Annotated in this window: 13 protein-coding genes; 8 read left to right on the plus strand and 5 right to left on the minus strand. The window is 68.5% G+C overall.

Features of this window, described 5'->3' with window-relative positions:
• Nucleotides 1–46 precede the first annotated feature (46 nt).
• The 5 genes from AB0H78_RS21615 to AB0H78_RS21635 form a co-directional block, all read right to left on the minus strand.
• Nucleotides 47–940 carry a carbohydrate ABC transporter permease gene (locus AB0H78_RS21615; RefSeq protein ID WP_363236136.1) on the minus strand — a complete coding sequence of 298 codons (894 nt, stop codon included), beginning with the start codon at nt 938–940 and terminating at the stop codon, nt 47–49.
• A 15-nt stretch (nt 941–955) separates the two neighbouring features.
• Nucleotides 956–1,918 carry a sugar ABC transporter permease gene (locus tag AB0H78_RS21620; protein WP_363236137.1) on the minus strand — a complete coding sequence of 321 codons (963 nt, stop codon included), beginning with the start codon at nt 1,916–1,918 and terminating at the stop codon, nt 956–958.
• A 98-nt stretch (nt 1,919–2,016) separates the two neighbouring features.
• On the minus strand, nt 2,017–3,387 hold the full coding sequence (locus AB0H78_RS21625) for an extracellular solute-binding protein (protein ID WP_363236138.1): 1,371 nt from the start codon (nt 3,385–3,387) through the stop codon (nt 2,017–2,019).
• A 110-nt stretch (nt 3,388–3,497) separates the two neighbouring features.
• A complete protein-coding gene (locus AB0H78_RS21630; protein ID WP_363236139.1) occupies nt 3,498–4,511 on the minus strand; it encodes a LacI family DNA-binding transcriptional regulator in 1,014 nt (337 codons plus the stop codon).
• 169 nt (nt 4,512–4,680) lie between these two features.
• Nucleotides 4,681–6,564: a ricin-type beta-trefoil lectin domain protein gene (locus AB0H78_RS21635; RefSeq protein ID WP_363236140.1), complete on the minus strand. Its 1,884-nt coding sequence runs from the start codon at nt 6,562–6,564 to the stop codon at nt 4,681–4,683.
• A gap of 294 nt (nt 6,565–6,858) precedes the next feature.
• On the opposite strand from AB0H78_RS21635, the gene AB0H78_RS21640 reads away from it, so the two are divergent.
• From AB0H78_RS21640 to AB0H78_RS21675, 8 genes are all read left to right on the plus strand, one after another.
• Nucleotides 6,859–7,833, plus strand: a complete 975-nt coding sequence (locus tag AB0H78_RS21640; protein ID WP_363236141.1) for a LacI family DNA-binding transcriptional regulator — start codon at nt 6,859–6,861, stop codon at nt 7,831–7,833.
• A gap of 164 nt (nt 7,834–7,997) precedes the next feature.
• A complete protein-coding gene (locus AB0H78_RS21645; protein ID WP_363236142.1) occupies nt 7,998–9,683 on the plus strand; it encodes an ABC transporter substrate-binding protein in 1,686 nt (561 codons plus the stop codon).
• Nucleotides 9,684–9,722: 39 nt separating this feature from the next.
• Entirely contained in the window at nt 9,723–10,781 is a 1,059-nt protein-coding gene (locus tag AB0H78_RS21650) for an ABC transporter ATP-binding protein (protein WP_363236143.1), read from the plus strand.
• Nucleotides 10,778–11,758, plus strand: a complete 981-nt coding sequence (locus tag AB0H78_RS21655; RefSeq protein ID WP_363236144.1) for an ABC transporter permease — start codon at nt 10,778–10,780, stop codon at nt 11,756–11,758. Before AB0H78_RS21650 ends, AB0H78_RS21655 begins: the two co-directional genes overlap by 4 nt.
• A 4-nt stretch (nt 11,759–11,762) precedes the next feature.
• The gene (locus AB0H78_RS21660; protein WP_363236145.1) at nt 11,763–12,731 is read left to right on the plus strand and encodes an ABC transporter permease; all 969 of its coding nucleotides are present in this window, start codon (nt 11,763–11,765) and stop codon (nt 12,729–12,731) included.
• Complete coding sequence (locus AB0H78_RS21665; protein ID WP_363236146.1) at nt 12,728–13,747, plus strand: ABC transporter ATP-binding protein; 1,020 nt, start codon at nt 12,728–12,730, stop codon at nt 13,745–13,747. The genes AB0H78_RS21660 and AB0H78_RS21665 overlap by 4 nt, the downstream gene beginning before the upstream one ends.
• A 325-nt stretch (nt 13,748–14,072) precedes the next feature.
• Nucleotides 14,073–15,497, plus strand: coding sequence for a GH1 family beta-glucosidase (locus AB0H78_RS21670; RefSeq protein WP_363236147.1), 1,425 nt, complete (start codon nt 14,073–14,075; stop codon nt 15,495–15,497).
• Nucleotides 15,498–15,507: 10 nt separating this feature from the next.
• A complete protein-coding gene (locus AB0H78_RS21675) occupies nt 15,508–18,564 on the plus strand; it encodes a glycoside hydrolase family 3 N-terminal domain-containing protein (protein WP_363236148.1) in 3,057 nt (1,018 codons plus the stop codon).
• Nucleotides 18,565–18,630: the final 66 nt, after the last annotated feature.

The raw sequence follows: 18,630 nt of genomic DNA on the forward strand, positions 1-18,630 counted from the left end.
TGCCCTTTCGGGTGGTGGGGGGAGGTGCAGGGGTGGGAGGCGCGGATCAGCCCTTGAGGCTGCCCGCGGTGAGGCCCGCGATGATGTGCCGCTGGAAGACCAGGAAGAGGACGAGCAGCGGGATGCTCGCCATGACCATTCCTGCCAGGAGTTGGTTGGCCGGCATGTCCTCCGCCAGCGCGTTCAGGGCCACGGTGATGGGCCGCTTCGCGGGGTCGGGCAGGACGAGCATCGGCCAGAGGAAGTCCTTCCAGACCCCGACGACCGCGAAGATCGACACCACGGCGAGCACCGGGCGCGACAGCGGGAGCACCACCGAGACGAGGACCCTGAGGGTGCCCGCGCCGTCGATGCGGGCCGAGTCGAGGAGTTCGGCGGGGATCTGGTCGAAGAACCGCTTGAGAATGAAGATGTTGAATGCGTTGGCGGTGGCCGGAAGCCAGATCGCCCAGGGGGAGTTGATCAGGTTGGCGTGGATGATCGGCACGTCCACGACGGTCAGATACGTCGGCACGAGCAGCGCCGAGACCGGCAGCATCAGGGTCGCCAGCATCATCCCGAGCACCACGTTCCCCAGCACCGGGCGGAGCTTGGAGAGCGCGTACGCCGCCGAGACGTCCACGACCAGCTGGAAGAACAGGGCGCCGAAGGCCAGGATCAGGGTGTTCAGGAAGTAGTGACCGAGGCCGACGCTCGACCAGGCATCCGTGTAGGCCTCCGGGTGGAAGGACTTGGGGAGCGGGGTCGGGTTCGGGTCGGCGAGCTCGCCCGAGGACCTGAGTGCGCCGGTCGCCATCCAGTACAGCGGGAAGACGAAGGCGATCGTGAAGCCGACGAGGGTCGAGCCGAGGATGAAGCGGTAGAGGAGCCGGCCGGTGCGGCGGGTCATCTCGGTGGGTGCGATGAGCGTGCGCTCGGTGGAGGTGGGTGCGGCAGCCATGGTGGTCGGTTCCTCTCAGCCCTTGGTCCGGGTCAGGCGCAGATAGACGAGGGCGAAGAGGCCGAGCACCACGAAGAGCACGGTGCTCATGGCGCTGGCCAGGCCGAAGTCGTTGTAGACGAAGGCGTAGCGGTAGAGGAGGAGCATGACGGTGACGGTCGCCTCGTTCGGGCCGCCGCCGGTGAGCACGAACGGCTCGACGAAGACCTGCATGGTCCCGATGATCTGGAGCAGCAGCGTGATCATCAGGATGAAGCGCATCTGCGGCAGGGTGACGTGCCACAGCCGCTGCCGTACGGACGCGCCGTCGAGCTCCGCGGCCTCGTACAGCTCGCCGGGAATCCCGCCGAGGGCGGCCAGGTAGATCAGCGTGGTGGTGCCCATGTTGGCCCAGGTGGAGACCAGGACCAGCGAGACCATCGCCATGTTCTCCGACTCCAGCCACTGCTGGACGGGGAGGTGGAAGATCTCCAGCACGTTGTTGAAGAGGCCGGGGCCCGGATCGTAGAACCAGCGCCACAGCAGCATCGTCACGATCGGCGGGAGCATCACCGGGAGGTAGACGGTCATCCGCAGATACGCGCGCCCGTGGCGGAACTCGTTGAGGACCACGGCGGTCAGGAAGGGCGCAGCGAAGCCGAAGACCAGGGCGAGCAGGGTGAAGTAGCCGGTGTTGCGCCAGGCGGTGACGAAGAGCGGGTCGTCGAAGAGCCGCTGGTAGTTGTCCAGGCCCACCCACTGGGCCGGCTCGGCGAAGTTGACCTGCTGGAAGCCGAGCAGCGCACCGCGCACGATCGGGTACCAGGAGAACACCGCGAACAGGACGACGCCCGCGCCGAGGAAGAGATACGCGACGAGGTTCTCGCGGATGCGGCGTGCCAGACGCCCGGGTGCGGCGGGCGCGGAGGGCGTGCGGGCCTTCTTGGCCGTCCGCCGGGTGGCCGGCGCGGTCGCGGGCCGGAGGTCTTGAGCCGTCATGGGGGTGTGCTTCCTGCTGTGGGGTGGTGAACCGGGGGCGGCTGAGCGGGGCAGTGCTGTGCCGCCCCCGGCCGGTCTCTCTCAGGTCGGTGCGCCGCTCACTTGACCGTGGCGAGCACGCCGTTGACCTTCTTCTCGGCGTCCGCGAGGAGCTTGTCGATGTCCGCGTCCTTCTTGGTGAGCACGGACTGCATCACGCCGTCGAGGATCGTGTAGATCTGCTGGGCGTTGGGCGGCTCGACCTTCGTCTGCACCTGGGAGTTGCGGTCGATGAAGGGCTTGTAGTTGCCGACCGGGGTGTTGGCGTACTTGGCGCGGATCTCGTCGATCTTCGCCTGGGTCGCGCCGGCGAACAGGCGCGGCTGCGGCAGACCGATCGGGACGCCGTCGGTCTTGGCGCGCTTGCTGTCGACCTCGTCGCGCTCGGGGCTGCGCAGGTACTTCCACTGCACCCAGGTCAGACCGGCCTTGATCTTCTCGGGCGAGGCCTTGGGGTTGAACATGAAGCCGTCGCCGCCGCCGAGGGTCGCGGTGCCGGGCAGCGCGGTCAGGCCGTAGTCGTCGTACTTGCGCTCGAACTGCTTGACGATGGTCGGGATGTTGTCGGGCCCTGCCATGTACATCCCGAGCTTGCCCGCGCCCATCATCTTCTGGACGTCGGCTATCTCCAGGAGCTGTCGGGTGCCCATGGAGTTGTCGGTCCACCGCATGTCGTGGAGCATCTGGAGGGACTTGCGGCCGGCGTCGCTGTTGAACGCGGCCTTCCACGTGGAGCCGTCCTTGGTGGCGACGTCACCGCCCATGGAGTAGATCCATGAGGTGAGGTGCCAGCCGCCCTGGTTGTTCTTGCTGTAGTCGGCGTAGCCCACCGTGCCGTTGCCGAGGGCGCTGATCGCCTTGGCCGCCGTACGGGCCTCGTCCCATGTCGTCGGCGGCTTGTCGGGGTCGAGTCCCGCGCGCTTGAACAGGGCCCGGTTGTAGACGAGTCCGAGGGAGTAGTTGCCGGTCGGCAGGCCGTAGATCTTGCCGTCGGCGCCGGTGAAGACCTTCTGCAGCGAGGGATCGATGTCCTTGGCGTACGGGACGTCCGCGATGTACTTGCTGATGTCGGCGGCCTGGTGGCGCTGGATGAGACCCGCCGGGTCGGTGAAGTAGACGTAGTACACGTCCTCCAGCTGGCCGCCCGCCAGCTTGGCGGAGAACGTCTTGGGGTCCATCAGGCCCTCGCGGGCATCGATCTTGATCTTCGGGTGGCTCTTCTCGAAGGCGGCGACGTCCTCCTCGAAGTTCTTGCGGTCGACGGTCTGCGTCTTGGGCGGCAGCCCGTTCACGGAGATCGTCACCACGCCGTTCTTGTCCACGCCTGACGTGGTGGACGCACCGCCGCAGGCGGTGAGGCCGAGAGCCAGGGCTCCGGTGACGAGGGAGCCGAGAACCTGACGCCTGCTGAGGCCGTGCGTGCCATCCATGCGGATCGTGCCTTCCTGGGATCGACGGCGGGGCCGAGGACCCCGAGCGCTTGAACTGCGCTGAAGGTAGAAGCGCGTTACGCAAGAAGTCAATCAGTCTGCGCAAAAAATCAACGAGAGATATACCGGGAGGTCGAACTGCGGACGATGAGCTCGGTGTCGAACATCATCAGGTCGTTTGCAACCGCGTGGCCGTTGATCTGCTCGGCAAGTGAGGCGACGACCGCCGTCGCCATCGCCTGGATCGGCTGCCGCGCGGTCGTCAGCGGAGGGTCCGTGGCCACCATGAACGGGGAATCGTCGAAGCCGACGACGGAGAGATCCTCCGGTACCCGCAGCCCCTGCCGGCGCGCTCCGCGGACCACGCCGAGCGCCAGTGCGTCGCTGGCGCAAACGACGGCGGTGACCCCTTCGGCGAGCAGTCGGGGCAGTGCGGTCGCGCCGCCCTCCATCGTGAACAGCGCGTGCGCCACGAGCCGGCGCCAGTCGTCGGCGGCGATCCCGATGCGGCTGCAGAAGGCTGCGTAACCTGCGAGTTTACGAGCCGACGGCACATGTCCGAGGGGCCCGAGCACCATGCCGATCCGCTCGTGGCCCAGTGCGGAGAGGTGGTTGAGGGCCTGCTGGGCGGAGTGGGCGTCGTCCACCCGCACCTGGGACACCCCCGGGTTCTCGTCCGCGGCGTTCAGCAGGACCATCGGCACCTTGCGCTGCCGCAGGACGCGGCCGTGCTCGGGGCCCGCGTCCGCGTAGCTGGCGCCGATGAAGACGATGCCGCCGATGTTCTGCTCCAGGAGCATCTCGATGTAGTGCGCCTCGGAGACCCCGTCGGCGGTCCTGGTGCACAGGACGGGTATGAGCCCGCGCTTGTTGAGCAGTCCGCACAGGGCCTCCGCGAAGGCGGAGAAGATGGGATTCTGCAGGTCGGGGACCACCAGCCCGATGAGGGCCGCGCGCTCGCGGCGGAAGGAGCGGGGGCGCTCGATACCGCAGACGTCCAGGGCGCTCAGCACCGCGTCCCGGGTCGAACTCGCCACGTCGGGGCTCTCGTTGAGGACTCGGCTCACCGTCGCCTCGCTGACACCCGCGTACTCGGCCACTCGGAGCAATCGTCGATTCGTCACGGGCACACTCTACAAACGACTACGCAAAAATGAAGATCAGTTGCGCAAAAATCTGACGAACCCTGTTTCGGCACAGGCAAAAGCGGCCCGTGCGCCCCGTTGCAGGGAGGGGAGCGCACAGGCCGCGGACCGGGGGACCGGGGGACCGGGAGACCGGGGGGTTACGGAACTACTGGAGATGCCACTTCTGGTTGGCGGCGCCCGTGCAGCTCCAGATCTGGGCCCGGGCGCCGTTCGCGGACGAGTTGTCGGTGACGTCCAGGCACTTGTTCGCCGCCGTGTTCACCACGTCGCCGGTGCCCGGGTTGTACGTCCACTGCTGTGCGCCGCTGCCGTTGCAGTCGTACAGCTGGACCTTTGCTCCGTTCGCCGTCGAGGCCGAGGTGACGTCGAGGCACTTGCCCAGCGCGCGGACCGAGGAGTCCGTGCCCACCGTCCACTGCTGGGCGGTGGATCCGTTGCAGTCGTAGAGCTGGACCGCGGCCCCGTTGGCCGAGGAGCCGCCCGCCACGTCCAGGCACTTGCCGCCCAGGCCGGTGAGGGCGCCCGTCGTGCCCGAGCCGCCTCCCGTGCCCTGCGTGCCCGACCAGGTGAAGGTGGCCGATGTCTTGCCGGGGAGCGAGTAAGTGGCGTGCTGGCCGCCCCAGTTGATGGTCACCGTCTTGGCCGCGGAGGCGTCGTTGTACGCGATCAGGGCCTTCGAGCCGTCCGTGTTGCGCCAGGCCACATTGGGGACCGAGGTGCTGGCGCTGGAGGAGATGCGGCTCGCTCCCGGGCGTACGAACTTCGTGAGGTGGCCCATCGTGTAGTACTCGACGGTGTAGTCGACCGTGCCGCTCGCGCCGTCCCCGTTGTGGACCGTGACCAGGCCCGTGCAGGTGCCGCAGCCGCCGTTGTGCGGGCCCATGTTCTGGTCGACGGCCAGGGACCATTTCGTCACCGACTTCGCCCAGTTGCGGGTGTAATCGATGATGTTGTTCATGTCCTCGCGCTGCTGGTTGGCGATCCAGGTGCCGCCCGAGTGCTCGGTGCCGAAGGCGTCCATCGACGGGTACTGGTTGTGGACCGAGGTCTGCTTGGCGATGTCGCCGCCGTAGCCGTGCCAGGCGACCCCGCCGAAGTTCGGGTGGGAGCGTACCGCCGCGTCGTCGACCGTGGGGGCGGCGTAGGAGTCGTACTGGTCCCAGTTCCAGTCCAGGGCGAGGGCTTTGGTGGAGAGGCCGGCCGCCTGGAGCTTGGGGAGGAGCTCGGACTTGGTGAAGTACGCCAGGCCCGAGCCGTTCCAGCTCATCGAGGGGTAACCGCCGCAGCACGTCGGCTCGTTCTGGGCGGAGACGTAGTCGACGGGGATGCCCTGGTCGCGATAGGCCTGGAGGTATTTCACGAAGTAGTTTGCGTACGCCCCGTAGTTCTCCGCCTTCAGCCAGCCGCCGTTGAGCGTGCCGCTGTCCTTCATCCAGGCGGGCGCCGTCCACGGGGAGGCCATCGTGGTGAGCGCCGGGTTGATCTGCTTGGCCTGCTTGGTCAGCGGGAGAACGTCCGCCAGATCATGTGCGATCGAGAACTTGGCAAGCGTCGGGTCGCTCTGGCCGGCCGCCACGTCGTCGTACGTGTAGCCGGAGCGGGCCAGGTCGGACGCGCCCATCGGGTTGCGGATGAACGACAGGCCGATGCCGTTCGTGGGGGAGAAGAGCTTCTGCATGGTGGCGTCGCGGGTCGCCTGGGAGAGCGCCCCGCTGCTCTTCATCAGCCAGGCCGCCGTGTCCGTGAAGGACGCGCCGCCGCCGGTGAACGTCTGGTAGCGGGTGTTCTCGTCGACGGAGATGTTCTCGCCGCTGCCGCCGGTGCCCGACTGGAAGCTGACGGGGGTCTGCTGCTGCAGACCGCGGGTGACATGGCGGCCGCCGGAGTCGTCCGTGGTCGTCAGCCAGATGTTCACCGGTTCGTTCGCGGCCGACGCGCTGGATGTGGAGAGGGCCGTGAGGCCGGCGCCGGCCAGCGCTCCGGCCAGCAGGATCCGGGTCAGCCGCCCGGTTCGGCTTGGTCTGTTCATGACAGTCGCTCCTCTGGCAGAGGTGAGGGAGGTGCCAAGGACTGGGGCTGAGGCGTGAGTGAACTGGTCCTGCGGGCGGCCGTCAAGAGGCCTCGCACGTTCAAGAAGTGAACGAATAACCCCGCTGGCCTGCCCGGGAGTTGGGTCTGGACCAATTCCTGTGTGAAGTATTGACGGCACCTTGGGGGTGAGTTTTACTCCTGCCACTGCCGCCGGTACCGGTTCCGGAACCGGTACCGGGATGTCCCGTGCACCACCTGTGCACCACCCGTCCGACCTCAACGTGGAGGCCCGATGCGCGTCACCATCGCCGATGTCGCCCGAGCGGCGGGCGTCAGCAAGACGACCGTGTCCCGGGTCATCAACACCAAGGGCGAGGTGGACGGTTCGACCGCGGCGCGTGTTCGGGAGGTGATCGCTTCCCTGGGCTACGTACCGAGCTCGGGTGCCGTCGGTCTCGCCCGCGGCAACAGCCGCACCATCGGCATGCTGGTGCCCTCGCTCACCTGGCCCTGGATGGGCGAGGTGCTGCAGGGCGTCGTCGACACCGTCGAAGCCGCCGGATACGGGCTGCTGCTCTTCACCATCAACCGCGGTGAGGAGTCGGTCCTCCGCTTCACCAGCCAGGTCTCGGCCCGCGCCTTCGACGGACTGCTCGTCGTCGAACCCGAGAACACGCTCGACAAGATCACCGAACTGCACCGGAAGGGCCTCCCGGTCGTGCTGATCGACGACCGCGGCCACCACCCCGAATTTCCCTCCGTCGTGACCACCAACCGCGAAGGAGGCGCGTCCGCCGCCCGCCATCTGCAGGCAGCCGGACGCAGCAAGCCCCTGGTCATCACCGGTCCTTCCCACTTCGGCTGTACGCGGGAGCGGCTCGGCGGATTCCGTGACGTACTCCCGCAGGCGCTGGTCGCCCAAGGGGACTTCACCGAAGAGGCCGGCCGCCGCGCCATCGAGCAACTCGTGGCGGACGGCGTCGAGTTCGACGCGGTCTTCGCGCACAACGACGTCAGCGCGTCAGGTGCGCTGCGTGCGCTGCGCGCGGCCGGCCGCAGCGTCCCCGACGACGTCGCCGTGGTCGGCTTCGACGACATCCCGATGGCCCGGCACACCGAGCCCCCGCTCACCACCGTCCGCCAGCCCACCCGGGAGATGGGCGAGACGGCGGCGCGGATTCTGCTCGGACACCTCGGCGGTACGCCCGCGCCGGACGACCCGGTCGTACTGCCCACCGAGCTGGTCGTCCGCAGCTCGGCCCCGTAACCCGCGGCCGGACAGCGCGGCACCCGGCCGCGCGCCCGCCACCCCCGCCCCACGCACCGCACTTGACCGCACCCGCGCACCGCACCCGCGCACCGCACCTGTCACCGCAGGTCCGCTTCGCCCTGCCCGAGCACGTCACGCCCCAGCCCCTTCATGGAGTCGCCATGTCCGCATTCCCGCAGTCCCGGAGAGTCCGGGCGGTAGCCGCCGCCGCCATCATGGTGGCCCTCGCCGCCGGATGCTCCGACGCCAACAGCAAGAACAACTCCTCCAAGGGCGGGGCCGGCGCGAGCGGCGTACTGACCCTCGGCAAGCCCGACGGGCCGCAGACCAACAACAGCAACCCCTTCCTCGCCACCTCGGCCGCCGCCACCCTCGGCTACCGCGTCATGGTCTACGAGCCCCTCGCCATGACCAACCGCATCAAGCCGGCCGACAAGGCCAAGCCGTGGCTGGCGACCGACTGGAAGTGGGAGTCGAACTTCACCAAGGTCACCTTCACCCTCGACCCCAAGGCCAAGTGGGCCGACGGCAAGCCGCTGACCGCCGAGGACGTCGCCTTCACCTTCAACTTCCTCAAGGAGCACAAGGCGCTCAACGCCGACGGCGTGCCCTATGACGGAGTGGCCGTCCAGGGCAAGCAGGTCGTGCTGACCTTCAAGGACTCGCAGTTCGTCAACCAGAACAAGATCATTCAGCAGTACATCGTGCCCAAGCACATCTGGGCCTCCATCAAGAACCCGGAGACCTTCCCCAACCGCACACCGGTCGGCTCGGGCCCGTACCAGCTGAAGTCCTTCACCCCGCAGACCACGACCCTCACCGCCACCCCCAACTACTGGAAGGGTGCGACCAAGGTCAAGGAGCTGCGCTACACCGCGTACAACGACAACAGCGCGGCGACGACGGCGCTGGCCAGCGGCAAGGTCGAGTGGTCGTTCGTCTTCATGCCGAACTACAAGCAGCTCTACATCGCCAAGGACCCCAAGAACCACAAGCTCTGGTTCCCCTCCGGCCTCGGCATCCACGGCCTGTGGTTCAACACCGCCCGCAAGCCCTTCGACAATCCGGCGCTGCGCAAGGCCATGGCGATGGTCGTCGACCGCAACGCCATCTACGTCCAGGCCGAGTCGACCCTCTACCCGGAGATCACCAACCCGACCGGCATCCCGCTGCCCGCCGGTGACCCCTTCCTCGCGCCCGAATACAAGAGCGCCACCACCAAGCCCGATGTGGCCGGCGCCAAGAAGATCCTCGAAGAGGCAGGCTTCAAGCTCGACGGCGGAAAGCTGAAGGACCCGAGCGGCAAGGCGGTCAGCCTCACCTTCACCGACCCGGCCGGCTGGAACGACTACATCACCGGTCTGTCGATCATCAAGGACAACATCAAGCAGCTCGGCATCGACGCCAAGGTCAAGACGCAGACCGCTGACGCGTGGGGCGTGGACGTCGCCAACGGCAACTTCGACGCCACCCTGCACTGGACCAACAGCGGTGCGACGCCGTACGACATGTACCAGAACATCATGGACGGCGTGCTGCTCCAGCCCATCGGGAAGCCGTCCCAGACGGGCAACTTCGGCCGCTTCAACAGCCCCGAAGCCACCAAGGCGCTGAAGGACTACGCCAACGCGACGGAGGACGCGGCGCGCACCACCGCCATGAACACCCTCCAGAAGATCATGGTCGAGCAGGCGCCGATGATCCCGACGGCCGCGGCCCCCATCGGAGCCGAGTACTCCACCAAGAACTGGGTGGGCTGGCCGACCGAGGCCGACCCCTACGCCCCGCCGCAGCACACCCAGCCGACCGCGCTGGAGATCGTGCTGAACCTCAAGCCCGCCAAGTAAGCACAGAGCACGGAGTTACGGAGGGCGGGGCGACCGGCCATGACCGACCAACCACAGCAAGAGACGATCGTGCTCGAAGCACGCGGAGTCACCAAGCACTTCACCGTACGCAGGACGGGCCGCGACGTCGCGAAGCGCAGCCGCCGCAGCGTCCACGCCGTCGACGACGTCTCGCTGCAGCTGCGGCGCGGCACGGTGACGGCACTGGTGGGGGAGTCGGGCTCCGGAAAATCCACCGTCGCCCGGCTGCTCGCCCAGCTGTATCCGCTCACCAAGGGCGAGATACGGCTGGAGGGCACCGCGGTGAAGGCAGGCCGCGGCCGGTCCTTCCGTCGCTACGTACGCCAGGTCCAGCTCATCTTCCAGGACCCCTTCGCCTCCCTGAACCCGGTGCACACCGTGCGCTACCACCTCACCCGCGCCCTGAAGATCCACGGCAGGGCGGGCAGCGGCGAGGAGGAGCTGGAGCAGAACCTGGCAGCCCTGCTGGAACGGGTCCAACTCACGCCTCCCCAGCGGTTCCTGGACAAGTTCCCGCACGAGCTGTCCGGCGGTCAGCGCCAGCGCGTGGCCATCGCCCGCGCGCTCGGCGCCGACCCGAAGGTCCTCCTCGCCGACGAGCCCGTCTCGATGCTCGACGTCTCCATCCGTCTCGGGGTCCTCAACCTCCTCAAGGACCTCAAGGACCGCCTCCACCTCGCCATCCTCTACATCACCCACGACATCGCATCGGCCCGCTACTTCGCGGACACGACGCTGGTGATGTACGCGGGCCGGATCGTCGAGGGCGGCGACAGCGAGACGGTCACCCAGCACCCCGCCCACCCCTACACCCAGCTCCTCATCGCCTCGGCGCCCGACCCCGACCGGGTCGTCGCCGAGGAGGAACAGGAGGAGACCGGAAGCGGCGAGCCCCCGTCGCTGATCGCCCCGCCGGCGGGCTGCCGCTTCCACCCCCGCTGTCCCAAGGCCATGGAGCGCTGCACCACCGAACTCCCGCCGCGCTTCGACCTGGCGGACGGCCAGTGGGCGGCCTGCTGGCTGTACGAGAACTCCGGCTCGACCGCGACCGAGCAGGAGGAGGTGTCCGCGAAGTGAAGTACCTCCTGCAGCGCATCGCCTTCTACGCCGTCACCGCGTGGGCCGCGATCACCATCAACTTCTTCATCCCGCGCATCATGCCGGGCGACCCCATCCAGGCCCTCCTCGCCCGATTCCAGGGCCAGTTGGACACCAGCGCGATCGCCTCGCTCCAGGCACTCTTCGGCCTCGACAAGCACCAGTCGCTCTGGCAGCAGTACACCGACTACTGGTCGCATCTCCTCGACGGCGACCTCGGCCTGTCCTTCACCAACTTCCCCACCCCGGTCAGCGAGATCATCGCCCAGTCGCTGCCCTGGACCCTGGCGCTCGTCGGAGTCACGACGCTGATCAGCTTCCTGCTCGGCACCGGCATCGGCGTCTTCACCGGCTGGCGCCGCGGCTCGTGGATGGACAGCCTGCTGCCCGTCACCACGTTCATCTCCGCCATCCCCTACTTCTGGCTCGGCCTCATCGCCATCGCGCTCTTCGCGGTGAAGTGGCCGCTGTTCCCCGAGTCGGGCGGCTTCGACAACTCCCTCGTACCCGCCTTCGACTGGCCGTTCATCTCCAGCGCGCTCTACCACGGAGCGCTGCCTGGCCTGACGATCGTGCTCAGCGCGATGGCCGGCTGGATCCTCGGCATGCGCAACATGATGGTGACGGTGTCCTCCGAGGACTACGTCATGGTCGCCCAGGCCAAGGGCCTCTCCGAGCGCCGCGTGATGTTCAGCTACGCGGCCCGCAACGCGGTCCTGCCCAACATCTCCGGCTTCGCGCTCTCGCTGGGCTTCATCGTCGGCGGCACGCTGCTGGTCGAGATGGTCTTCTCGTACCCCGGCATCGGCTTCAAGCTCTTCGAGGCCGTCGGAGGCAAGGACTATCCGCTGATGCAGGGCATCTTCCTGATCATCACGCTCTCGGTCCTCGCCGCGAATCTCCTCGCCGACATCGTCTACATGCTCCTCGACCCCCGTACCCGAAGGGAGGCCTGAGGACATGGCCGTCACCGCTGCCGAGGTCGCCGTACTGGATGCGGTCGAGACCCCGCCGTCCGCCAAGCGCAGATTCCGTTTCCTGCGCGGCCGCAAGACCGTCGTCGGCTTCGCGATCCTCGGATTCTTCGTGCTCATCGCGATCGCCGGCCCGTGGCTGGCGCCGTACGACCCGGACAAGATGGGCCCCGAACTGCTCCAGGCGCCTTCCGCTTCCCACTGGTTCGGTACGACACAGACCGGCCAGGACGTCCTGTCGCAGATCCTCGTCGGGACGCGGGGTGTGCTGATCGTCGGCTTCGTCGCCGGGGCCTTCGCCACCGTGATGTCCGTGCTGGTCGGGGTGAGCGCGGGCTTCCTGGGCGGAGTCGCGGACGAAATCCTCTCCGCGCTCTCCAACATCTTCCTGGTCATCCCCGGACTGCCGCTGATCATCATCGTCGCGAGCTTCGTCGAGGACACGAGCAATCTGCTGATCGCGACGGTCATCGCGGTCACGTCCTGGGCGTGGGGGGCGCGGGTGCTGCGCGCCCAGACGCTGTCGCTGCGCAGACGGGACTACGTCGAGGCGGCGCGCGCCACCGGGGAGTCGACGTGGCGGATCATCCTCTTCGAGATCCTGCCGAACCTGACGGCGGTGATCGCGTCGGGATTCGTCGGCACGGTCATCTTCGCGATCCTCTCCGAGATCACCCTCGCCTTCATCGGGGTCGCCGACATCTCCGACTGGAACTGGGGGACGGTGCTCTTCTGGGCGCAGTCCAACCAGGCGCTGGCGCAGGGCGCCTGGTGGTGGTTCGTGCCGGCAGGGCTGTGCATCGCGCTGCTCGGGATGTCCCTCGCCCTCATCAACTTCGGGATCGACGAATTCGTCAATCCGCGGCTGCGTACGGAGACGGGCGCGTCGAAGAAGGTACGTATGCGAGTCGGCTTCACGCCGGTGAACCGCACCACGAAGGAGCCCAGGGCATGACCAGCGAGCCCATTCTCAGCATCCGTGGCCTCAACGTCGACTACGGCACCGGGCAGGACGCGGTGCACGCCCTGCGCGACATCGACCTCACACTGCACCGGGGCGAAGTCCTGGGCCTGGCAGGCGAGTCGGGCTCGGGGAAGTCGACCCTGGCGTACGCGGTCACCCGGCTGCTCTCCCCGCCGGGTGTCATCACGGGCGGCGAGGTCCGGTACCACCGTGTGACGGACCCCGACCCGGTGGACATCCTGGCGCTGTCGGCACGGGAGCTGCGGGCGTTCCGCTGGCAGGAGCTGTCGATCGTCTTCCAGGGCGCGATGAACTCCCTGAATCCGGTGCACACGGTGCACAGTCAGCTGACGGACGTCCTGAAGGCACACCGCCCGGAGACCAAGCGCGCCGAGCGCACGGCGCGGGCGACCGAGCTGCTCGCTCTGGTGGGGATCTCGGCGGACCGGCTGGGCGCGTATCCGCACCAGCTGTCCGGGGGGATGCGGCAGCGCGTGATGATCGCGATGGCGCTCGCGCTGGACCCGGAGATCGTCATCATGGACGAGCCGACGACGGCGCTGGACGTGGTGATGCAGCGGCAGATCCTGCGCCAACTGGTGAAGCTGAAGGCCGAGTTGTCCTTCTCGGTCATCTTCATCACGCATGACATCTCGCTGCTGATCGAGTTCTCGGACCGGATCGCGATCATGTACGGGGGCCGGATCGTGGAGGAGGCGGCGTCGGCGGAGATCTACCGCGATGCGCACCACCCGTACAGCGACGGCCTGTTGCACTCCTTCCCGGCGCTGCACGGGCCGCGGCGCGAGCTGTCGGGGATTCCGGGGTCGCCGCCGCATCTGGCCGCGATGCCGGCGGGCTGTGCGTTTCATCCGCGGTGCGGGAAGGCGTTCGAGCCGTGCGGGACACAGGTGCCGGTGCTGGCGGCTCCGCCGGGGGACGGGTCGCGGACGGTGGCGTGCTGGTTGCATCAGGATGCGGCGGTGGGGGCTGCGGCCGGCCCGTGACGCGGGGGCCGGCCGGCCCCCTGCACCTGTGAGCCCTGTTCAGCAAATCGAGCCCGTCCGGCGTTTGAGGACACGCGGCCGGAGGTCGCGTGCGGGGGCGCAGGGGGCGAAGCCCCGCACACCGGGGCGACCCCCGTCAACTGCCGCTTCCGTCAGGGGGTCTGGGGCGCAGCCCCCCCCACGCGGCGGAGCCGCAGAGTGTCACGTGGCAGGGCTGAGGGGCGGGGTGGGGGAAGGCCCGCGCAGCGGCGCCCCCGCCGGCCCCCGCCTCCACCGCCCTCACCCCCGCCTTCGCCCACCCCACCTCCCAGGAGAAACCAGAACCATGACCGACCAAGCCGTCACCCCCCGCCCCTACGCCCGCGCCATCACCCCCGCCCCCGTCCTCGGCCTCCCGGCCGACTTCCGCTGGGGCGTGGCCACCGCCGCGTACCAGATCGAGGGTGCGGCCGCCGAAGACGGCCGCACCCCCTCCATCTGGGACACCTACTGCCGCACCCCCGGCATGGTCGTCCGCGGCGAGAACGGCGACACGGCCTGCGACCACTACCACCGCATGCCCGACGACGTGCAGCTCATCTCCGACCTCTCCGTCGACACCTACCGCTTCTCGCTCGCCTGGCCCCGCATCCAGCCCGGCGGCCGCGGCCCCGCCAACCTCAAGGGCCTCGACTTCTACAAGCGCCTTCTCGACGAGCTCGAGTCCCGCTCGATCACCCCCTGGATCACCCTCTACCACTGGGACCTCCCCCAGGAACTGGAGGACGCGGGCGGCTGGCCGGCCCGCGACACGGCCTACCGTTTCGCCGAGTACGCCGCCCTCGCCTACGACGCCCTCGGCGACCGCGTAAAGCACTGGACCACCCTCAACGAGCCCTGGTGCTCGGCGATGCTGGGTTACGCGTACGGCGCCCAGGCCCCCGGCCGCAAGAACCTCGGCGACGCGATGGGCGCGGTCCACCACCTCCTCCTGGGCCACGGCCTCGCCGCCCAGCACCTCCGCGAGAGCGCCGCCACCAAGAACCAGGACCTCGAACTCGGCATCACCCTCAACCTCGGCACCGCCACCCCCGAGACCGACAGCCCCGAGGACGCCGAGGCCTGCCGCCGCGCCGACGGCATGGGCCGCCGCCTCTACCTGGACCCGGTCACGAAGGGCGCCTACCCCGCGGACGTCCTCGCCGACCTCGCTCTCCGCGATATCGAACTCCCCGTCCAGCAGGGCGACTTGGAGATCATCTCCACCCCCCTGGACGTCCTCGGCGTCAACTTCTACCGCGGCACGCTCTTCTCCGGCGTCACCGAAGACGGCTCACCCCTCGACGCCGAAGGCTTCCCCGTCACCCGAGGCATCGAGCGCGACCTCCCCCGTACCGCCATGGACTGGGAGATCACGCCCACCGCCCTCACCGACCTCCTCCTGCGCCTGCAGAAGGACTACGGCCTGCCCACCGTGATCACCGAGAACGGCGCCGCCTTCGACGACGAGGTCGCCCCCGACGGCTCGGTCCACGACGCGGACCGCACCACCTACCTCGCCGACCACATCGCCGCCGTCGCCGACGCCCGTACCCAAGGGGCCGACGTACGCGGCTACTTCGCCTGGTCGCTGCTCGACAACTTCGAGTGGTCCTACGGCTACGACAAGCGCTTCGGCATCGTCCGTGTCGACTACGAGACGCAGGAGCGCACTCTCAAGGACAGTGCCAAGTGGTACCGCGACACCATTCGTCTCACTCGTGACAACTGAGGAGCCGCACATGCCTCGCACACGTACGAGATCCAGATCCAGGACGGCGGCGCTCGCAACAGCCGCCCTCCTGGCGGCCTTTCTCCCCTTTACGGGAAGCAGTGCCGCCGCGGACGACCCGGCCCCCGTCCCGGTGGACCGTTTCGAGGGCGAGGTCCCCTTCGCGAGCCCGCCCGCCGAAGGCGTCTTCACCTGGGGAGGCAGCTCCACGGACAACCCCACCCTCGCCCTCAAGGACCGCGCGGACGCCCCCGAGGGCGCCAAGGCCCTCGAAGGCACGTACAACATCTCGGCCTACGGCGGCTTCTCGCACGACTTCGCCTTCGACCAGCCCGCCCACGACTGGACGGCCTCCAAGGGCATTCGCTTCTGGTGGTACGGCCAGAACACCGCACCTCTCCCGCCCGGATCCGGCAAGAAGATCAACTTCGAGATCAAGGACGGCGGCGCCAACGGCGAGGCCTCCGAGCTCTGGACCACGTCCTTCACGGACGACTGGGAGGGCTGGCACCAGGTCGAGATCCCGTTCGCGGACTTCGTCTACCGCACCGACTACCAGCCGGTCGGCGGCATCGACCACATCCTGAACCTCGACAAGATGTGGGGCTACGCGCTCACGCTGCCCACCGGCGCGCCCGGCCAATTCGCGCTGGACAACGTCGAGTTGTACGGAAAGGCCGACCCGTCCCTGAAGGTCGGCGTCGTCACGGACGCGGCGGTCTACCCGGTGAAGGAGGGTGCCTCCGCGCACATCAAGATCTCCCTGGCCACCACCGCATCGGCCCCCACCGAGGAGCCGGTCACGGTCGCGTACACGACCGAAGGCGGCACGGCGGACCCGGCCAAGGACTACACGCCGACCTCGGGCACGGTCACCTTCCCGGCCGGATCGCCCTCCGGCGCATCCCAGTCGATCACGGTGGCCACCACCAAGGACAGGACGGCCGAGGAAGCCGAGACGATCCCGCTGAAGCTCACGGTCACCGGCGCGAAGCCCCCGCTGGAGACCCCGCAGGCAGTGATCGACGCACACGACCTCCCGTACCTCAATCCGCGTCTCCCCATCAAGAAGCGCGTGGCGGACCTCCTCGCCCGCATGTCCCCGGCCGAAAAGGCCGGCCAGATGACGCAGGCCGAGCGCAACGCCCTCAAGTCCCAGGGGGACATAGCGAGTTACGACCTCGGCTCGCTGCTCTCCGGCGGCGGCTCGGTCCCGACCCCGAACACGCCCGAAGCCTGGGCGAAGATGGTCGACTCGTACCAGCTGCGCGCGCAGGCGACCCGCTTCCAGATCCCGCTGATCTACGGCGTGGACGCGGTGCACGGCCACAACAACGTCATCGGCTCGACGATCATGCCGCACAACATCGGTCTCGGAGCGACCCGCGACCCGGCGCTCGCCGAGAAGACCGGCGCGGTGACGGCGGGCGAGGTGCGCGCCACCGGCATCCCGTGGGACTTCGCCCCCTGCCTGTGCGTCGCGCGCGACGAGCGCTGGGGCCGCACGTACGAGTCGTACGGCGAGGACCCGGCGCTGGTCTCCTCCCTCGAAACGGTGATCCAGGGCATGCAGGGCCGCGCCGACGGCAAGGACCTCTCCCGCAACGACAAGGTCCTGGCGACGGCGAAGCACTTCGTGGGTGACGGCGGTACGGAGTACGGCTCGTCGACGACAGGCTCGTACCCGATCGACCAGGGCGTCACCAAGGTCACCCGCCAGGAACTGGAGGCGGTGCACCTCGCCCCCTTCGCCGACGCGGTCAAGCGCGGCATCGGTACGGTCATGCCGTCCTACTCCTCGCTCGACATCCTCGGCGACGACGAGGGCCCGGTGAAGATGCACGCCAACGCTGCAATGATCAATGGGGTGTTGAAGGACCGGATGGGCTTCAAGGGCTTCGTCATCAGCGACTGGCAGGCCATCGACCAGATCCCCGGCGACTACCCGAGCGACGTCCGAACGTCCATCAACGCGGGCCTCGACATGATCATGGTCCCGACGGACTACCCGACCTTCACCGCGACCCTCCAGAACGAGGTGAAGGAAGGCCGGATCGCCCAGTCCCGGATCGACGACGCGGTGACCCGCATCCTCACCCAGAAGTTCCAGCTGGGCCTCTTCGAGAAGCCGTACGCGGACACGACGAACCTCGCCGACGTGGGCTCGGCGGCCCACCGCGCGGTGGCCCGCACAGCAGCGGCCGAATCCCAGGTCCTCCTCAAGAACACCGGCAACATCCTCCCGCTGAAGCCTTCCCAGAAGGTCTACGTGGCCGGCAGCAATGCCGACGACCTGGGCAACCAGGCGGGCGGCTGGACGGTGACCTGGCAGGGCGGCTCGGGCAAGACGACAACCGGCACGACGATCCTGGACGGCATCAAGAAGGACACGACGACCGCGCCGACCTACTCCAAGGACGCATCGGCCCCCACCGAGGGTTACGACGTAGGTGTGGTGGTCGTGGGCGAGAAGCCCTACGCGGAAGGCATCGGCGACGTCGGCAACGGCCACACGCTCAGCCTCACCGCCGCCGACCAGGCGGCGATCGACAAGGTCTGCGCGGCGATGAAGTGCGCGGTCCTGATCGTCTCGGGCCGCCCGCAACTGATCGGCGACCAGCTCCCGAAGGCCGACGCACTGGTGGCCTCCTGGCTGCCGGGCACGGAGGGCGACGGAGTGGCGGACGTCCTCTACGGCAAGAAGGCCTTCACCGGCCAACTCCCGCTCACCTGGCCCAAGTCGGAGGCCCAGCTCCCGATCAACGTCGGCGACACCACGTACGACCCCCAGTTCCCGTACGGCTGGGGCCTGACCACCCTCAAGAAGACCCCGCCCGGCGGTGAGGTGACCCTGCGGGCCCTCGCACTCGCGGCGAACTTCGTGAAGGCGGACTCCCCGGCAGGCAAGGAGATCGCGACGGCGGCCCGCCAGATCGTCCAGCAAAAGATCGCGGACCACCTCACCCAGGCAACGTCCAAGCCCTTCGCGAACGCGGACCACCTGCTCCTGACGGGCGACCTGAAGGGAGCGATCACCCAACTCACGGCGGCCTACCGGGCGGCCTGACGCTCCACCGACGGGCGGCACTCCTCCTGGGGGTACCGCCCGTTCGTCATGCGCTCGGCCGCGGGC

The sequence above is a fragment of the Streptomyces sp. NPDC050738 genome, assembly GCF_040654175.1.
Taxonomy (GTDB): domain Bacteria; phylum Actinomycetota; class Actinomycetes; order Streptomycetales; family Streptomycetaceae; genus Streptomyces.